Below are 5,602 nucleotides of genomic sequence, written 5' to 3'. Positions count from 1 at the left end.
CGGGCGTCCTGCTGACCCGCACGCCGCCGCGCGGGAACCTGCGCGGCGCGCGCCTGGCCGACCACCTGGCCGCCGAGGCGGTATCGGCGGCCCGCGCCCGGATCTCCGGCGGGACGGCCGGACCGGGCGACGACGAGATCGAGCTCCTGCCGGCGGACCTGCCGTCCCGGCTCGTCTCCACGGGCGCGGCCGTTCCCGCCGACCCGTCCGCCGAGCTGGCCTCGTGCGTCGGCATCGACCCGGTGAAGCGCGAGGTGGAGGCCCTGGTGGCCGAGGCGCGCGCGGAGCGGCTGCGGCGCGAGGCCGGGATGCCCGTCGCCGCCCGTCCCCGGCACCTGGTGTTCACCGGCAACCCGGGCACCGGCAAGACCCGCGTCGCGCACGCCCTCGGCCGCATGTACGCCGACCTCGGCACGCTGTCCACCGGCGCGCTCGTGGAGACCGACCGGACCGACCTGGTCGGGGAGTTCCCGGGGGAGACCGCCGCGAACGTCCGGGCCGCCGTCGAGCGCGCCCTCGGCGGCGTCCTGCTGGTCCGGGACGTGCACGTGTTCGCGACCGCCGAGGGCGCGCGCGGGCGCGAGGCCGTGGACGTGCTGCTCTCCGCCGTCCGCGCCCACCCGGACGACCTGCTCGTCGTCCTCACCGGCCCCGAGGCGGAGCTGAACGGGCTGCTGCGCTCGCACTCCGAGCTCGCCGCGACGTTCCCGCGCGTCGTCCGCTTCCCCGACCTCACCGACGAGGAACTCGTGGAGGTGTTCGCGCAGCGCGCCGCCGAGACGGGCTTCGCGCTCGCCGACGGCGTCCTCGCCAAGGTCGGCCGCCTGGTCCGCGCGGCGCAGCGCGAGCGCGGCTTCGGCAACGCCCGGCTCATGGTCGACCTGCTCGACCGCGCGGTGGCGCTCCAGGGCCGCCGCGTCCTCGCCGACGGCGTGGTGGACGAGACCGAGTCGCTGGACGAGATCCTGCTCGCCGACGTCCCGGACGCGCTCGGCCCCGCCCGCGACGCCCTGCCCGGCGACCCGGTCGCCGCGATCGAGGCGCTCGTCGGCCTGGACGTGGTGAAGGAGGAGGTCAAGGCGCTGGCGGCGGAGGCGCGCGCCGAGCCGATGCGCCGCGACGCCGGGATGGCGGGGAACGCCCCGGCGCGGCACATGGTGTTCACCGGCAACCCCGGCACCGCCAAGACGACCGTCGCGCGGCTGATCGCGGCGGTGTACGCGCGGCTCGGCCTGCTGTCGTCGGGCCACCTGGTCGAGGTCACCCGCGCCGACCTGGTCGCCGAGTACGTCGGGCAGACCGCGCCGCGCGTGCGGGCGGCCGTCGAGCGCGCCCTCGGCGGCGTGCTGTTCGTGGACGAGGCGTACACCCTCGCCGCCGCCGGGGGCGGGGGAGACCGGCTCGACTTCGGCCCCGAGGCGGTCGCCGAGCTGCTGCGCCTGATGGAGGAGCACCGCGCCGACCTGGTCGTGATCGTCGCCGGGTACGCCGAGCCGATGGAGCGCTTCCTGTCGTCCAACCCGGGGCTGCGCGACCGGTTCCCGCGCGTGCTGAGCTTCCCCGACTACTCCGAGGACGAGCTGGTCGCGATCTTCGAGTCGATGGCCGGGGCCGCCGGGTTCCGGCTCGCCGACGGGCTGGCCGGGGCCGTCCGCCGCCGGATCGCCGCGCAGCCGCGCGGCCCGGAGTTCGGCAACGCCAGGTTCGTCCGGAACCTGCTGGACGCCGCGATCGCCCGCCAGGCGCAGCGGATCACCGGGGAGGGCGCGGAGGCCCTGGAGACCGCCGAGGTGGCGCTGCTGAGGCCGGAGGACCTGCCGGTCGCGCCGCCCGGCCGCAGGAGCGCAGAGGAACGGCACGGCCACTACTTGTAGTCCCAAGAGTGTGTAAAGTACTCCGACCGAAAGCACGGACGGGTGTCCCTTATAGGTCATCCGTCCGTATCGGGCGGCATGCGCCGGAGGTACCACGGTCCCCCGGGGCATGTCACTTGGTGAGATGACCGGACGGCCGCGCGAATCATGCGCCGGTGGGACGCGTGTCACACCGGCGGACGCCTAGGGTCGACATCCATGAGCGACGCCGGCCGGAGGGCCGGCCGCGAGACAGGAGGAGCGTCGTGCATCAGGGAGCACCGGTCGAGGGGCACGACCCCTACGCCGGGCCTCGGGATCCGTACGCCCCGGGCCCGCCGGACGGCCACGCGCCGCGCCGCCGCCGGAGGCGCTGGCCGAAGGTGCTGGGCGCGGTGCTGCTCGTCCTCGTCCTGCTGGTGGTCGGCGGCTACTTCTACCTGGACTCGCGGCTCAAGCGCGAGGACGTCCTCGCCGACTACGCGGGCCGGCCCGCCGACACCCCCGGCACCAACTGGCTGATCGTCGGCTCCGACAGCCGCGAGGGCCTCAGCCGCGCGGACGAGAGGAAGCTCGCGACCGGGCACGCCGAGGGCCGCCGCACCGACTCGATGATGCTGCTGCACTACGGCTCGGGCGGGACGTCGCTGGTCAGCCTCCCGCGCGACTCCTACGTGCCGATCCCCGGGCACGCCTCGAACAAGCTGAACGCCGCGTTCGCGTTCGGCGGGCCGAAGCTGCTCGTCCGGACGGTCGAGCAGGCGACCGGCGTGCGCGTCGACCACTACGCCGAGATCGGCTTCGGCGGGTTCGTCGGCGTCGTGGACGCCATCGGCGGCGTCGACATCTGCGTCAAGGAGCGGATGAAGGACCCGAAGGCGGGCCTGGACCTGAAGCCCGGCTGCCAGACGCTCGACGGCCGCCAAGCGCTCGGCTACGTCCGCACCCGCAAGTTCGCCCGCGCCGACCTGGAGCGCGTCGAGCACCAGCGGCAGTTCTTCGGCGCGCTGATGAAGAAGGCCACCAGCCCGGGCGTCATGCTCAACCCGTTCGACAGCATCCCGCTCGCGCTGCACGCCACCAGCAACTTCCGCGTCGACAACGGCGACCACCTGTACGACCTGGTCCGGATGATGTGGGCCATGCGCGGCGTCACCGGCGGCAGCGGCGTCACCACGACCGTCCCGATCGGCGGCACCGGCAGCAGCCCCGCCGCGGGCTCCTACATCACCTGGGACCGCAGCCGCGCCGGGCAGCTCTTCGGCGCGCTCAAGCAGGACGAGCCGATCCCGCCGAGCGTCATCACCAAGTGACCCGTTCCGCCCGCGCGTCCCGCCCCTCGGCCGAATCCGGTCGGCCCGGGCGGGATGCGCGGCGTTCGCGTGGGTAGAGTCGGCGCATGTCCGAAGAGAAGGCCGCCGCCGCCGACGACCTCGACTCGCTCCCCACGAGCGAGCTGCACGACCGGGCCGTGAAGCAGGCCCGCGACAACCGCGACCTGCGCTTCCTGTGGGACCTGCTGCGGACCATCCCGGCCGCCGCCGCGTCCCTCGGGGAGCAGGAGCGGGCCGAGTACGACATGCTGCACAGCCTGTCCCTGCTGCAGGAGGCCACCCACGCCGACGAGGGCGACCTCGGCCGGGCGCTGCGTCCGGTCTACATCGACTACCTGAGGAAGCAAGGGCGCCGCAGCTGACCCACTGCGGCCACCCTCGCGCTCCCAGCCTGATCCGCGTCCTGCCGCTTCCGACCCCAGTCCGCTGGCCGGCCCGGGCCGCGTCTCCTGCGGGTGGTCCGTTTACACGGTTTTCCCCGCACGCTCTCAGGGACTGACGCGGACTTTACGTTGCGTTGATCCACCCTCGTCCACCCGGGGGCACTACTCTGAGTAGTAGCGTCATTGCAGAGGGTGGGGGCCGTGAACAAGAAGCATCTCAAGCTGGCCGCGATCGCGTTCGTGGTCTGGTACGTCGTCAGCCGGCCGGAGGGCGCGGCCAACCTCGTGAACAGCGCCCTCGGCGGTCTCGGCAGCGCCGCGGAGTCGTTCTCGCAATTCGTCAGCGCCATTCCGTAACCGGTCCGACCGCGCCGTCCCGTGGCGGGGACGGCCGCCCGGCCCCGTGCCCGACTCGGGCGCGGGGCTCTTTTCCGTCTTATGGCGGGTGTTCGCGTCCGGGTGGCCGTCCGGGTGAGTCTCCGTCTTCGCGCGGGTGTTCCCGTCCGGGCGGATGGTCATGGTCGGACGTGGTCCGGGCGTGGTCCGGCGGGTTCGCGGATGGTTCGGGGGAGTCGTACGGGTTTTTTGTTCGAGGTGGTGGCGCCGATGCGGCCGGGGCGGCGTCTCCGCGCGCCGCGTTCCGCATCCGGTTTCGTCGCGCAGCCCCAGGTGAGGGACGGTTTCGCCTACGGGGTAAGGAATCTCGCTCATCCGTGGGCAGGCGCGGACGGCCCCGTCGCAGTAAAATCCCGCTAAGCGGCCAGCCGCAGACGGGCACATGTTGGATCGGGTCAGTGTGTCGCTGCGCTACACCAGGGACGGCGTTCGGGATGAAGAAGAACATCCGCTACGTGGCCATCGCATTTGTCATCTTCTACCTGCTCAGTTCACCCACCGCGGCGGCCCATGTGGTCAACAACGCGTTCAGCCAGCTCGGACGCGCCGGCGGCCAACTCTCCTCGTTCGTGAACGCGCTCGGCACCTGACGGCCCGGTCCGTCCCGCCGCGGCCGTGCGGCCGGGACGGGTCGACGGCTCGTCCCCGCGTGACCGCCCGCGCGGACACCGGACGCCGACGGTGGCACCGGTGCTCTCCCGGCTCGGGCGAGCGGGTGGGAGCACCCGTCGGAGCCAGCGCCTAGGATCACTCCATGACTGTCTTCGACGTGGAAATCGATGGCCTGCGGGGTGGCTCCGCGGACCTCGGGCAGTATCGGGGCAAGGCCGTCCTTGTCGTCAACGTCGCCTCCAAGTGCGGCCTCACCCCCCAGTACGCGGGCCTGGAGCGGCTCCAGGAGCGGTACGCCGAGCGCGGCTTCACCGTCCTCGGCGTCCCCTGCAACCAGTTCATGGGGCAGGAGCCCGGCAGCGCCGAGGAGATCGAGCAGTTCTGCTCCACCACCTACGGCGTCACGTTCCCGATGACCGAGAAGGTCGAGGTCAACGGCGAGCACCGGCACCCGCTCTATGGGGGTCTGGTCGACACCCCCGACGCCGAGGGGCACACCGGCGACATCCGCTGGAACTTCGAGAAGTTCCTCATCGCCCCGGACGGCGCGGTCGCCGCCCGCTTCTCCCCGCAGACCGAGCCCGAGTCGGACGAGGTCGTCTCCGCCATCGAGAAGACCCTCCCCGCCGCCTGACCAGCCCTGCCCGCTGACCCGTCCCGTCCTCGCACGCCGCCGGAGGCGCGGAGTCCCCGCCCCGCCGGCGGCGTTCCCATGGGTGAGCCATGACCACCGGGGACGTTCGCGTTTCCGGAGGCGGGGGCAGGGGGTGGGCGCGGCGGTGGCACGCGTCACCTTGCCGCTATTCGATGCCCCGTCTAACTTGATGTCCCATCGAGACCGACGTGGAGGTGCACGATGGGCGGCTGGACCGCGGCGGACATCCCCGATCTCCAGGGCCGGCGCGCGGTGGTGACCGGCGCGAACAGCGGACTCGGCTACCACACGGCACTCCAGCTCGCCCGGCACGGCGCGGCGGTCACGCTCGCGTGCCGCAGCGTGGAGCGCGGCCAGGCGGCGTTCGAC

General features: G+C 73.1%; 7 protein-coding genes. All 7 read left to right on the top strand.

Annotated features, from left to right (window positions below):
* Positions 1-1,874: AAA family ATPase (locus AB0J52_RS24970; RefSeq protein ID WP_500184603.1), on the top strand; the 1,874-nt coding region annotated here is incomplete at its 5' end.
* A 245-nt stretch (positions 1,875-2,119) separates the two neighbouring features.
* Complete coding sequence (locus AB0J52_RS24965; RefSeq protein WP_500184600.1) at positions 2,120-3,166, top strand: LCP family protein; 1,047 nt, start codon at positions 2,120-2,122, stop codon at positions 3,164-3,166.
* Positions 3,167-3,252: 86 nt separating this feature from the next.
* Complete coding sequence (locus tag AB0J52_RS24960) at positions 3,253-3,549, top strand: hypothetical protein (protein WP_500184598.1); 297 nt, start codon at positions 3,253-3,255, stop codon at positions 3,547-3,549.
* 222 nt (positions 3,550-3,771) lie between these two features.
* A complete protein-coding gene (locus AB0J52_RS24955; RefSeq protein ID WP_199486528.1) occupies positions 3,772-3,927 on the top strand; it encodes a hypothetical protein in 156 nt (51 codons plus the stop codon).
* Positions 3,928-4,400: 473 nt separating this feature from the next.
* On the top strand, positions 4,401-4,556 hold the full coding sequence (locus tag AB0J52_RS24950; RefSeq protein ID WP_500184596.1) for a hypothetical protein: 156 nt from the start codon (positions 4,401-4,403) through the stop codon (positions 4,554-4,556).
* A gap of 164 nt (positions 4,557-4,720) precedes the next feature.
* A complete protein-coding gene (locus tag AB0J52_RS24945) occupies positions 4,721-5,212 on the top strand; it encodes a glutathione peroxidase (protein ID WP_500184594.1) in 492 nt (163 codons plus the stop codon).
* Positions 5,213-5,434: 222 nt separating this feature from the next.
* Positions 5,435-5,602 (top strand): SDR family NAD(P)-dependent oxidoreductase (locus tag AB0J52_RS24940; RefSeq protein ID WP_500184604.1); only part of this gene is annotated, 168 nt, incomplete at its 3' end.

The sequence above is a fragment of the Spirillospora sp. NPDC049652 genome, assembly GCF_040675125.1.
Lineage (GTDB): Bacteria > Actinomycetota > Actinomycetes > Streptosporangiales > Streptosporangiaceae > Spirillospora.
The sequence above is the reverse complement of the archived record's forward strand: the minus strand, read 5'-3'. Positions and strand labels throughout refer to the sequence as shown.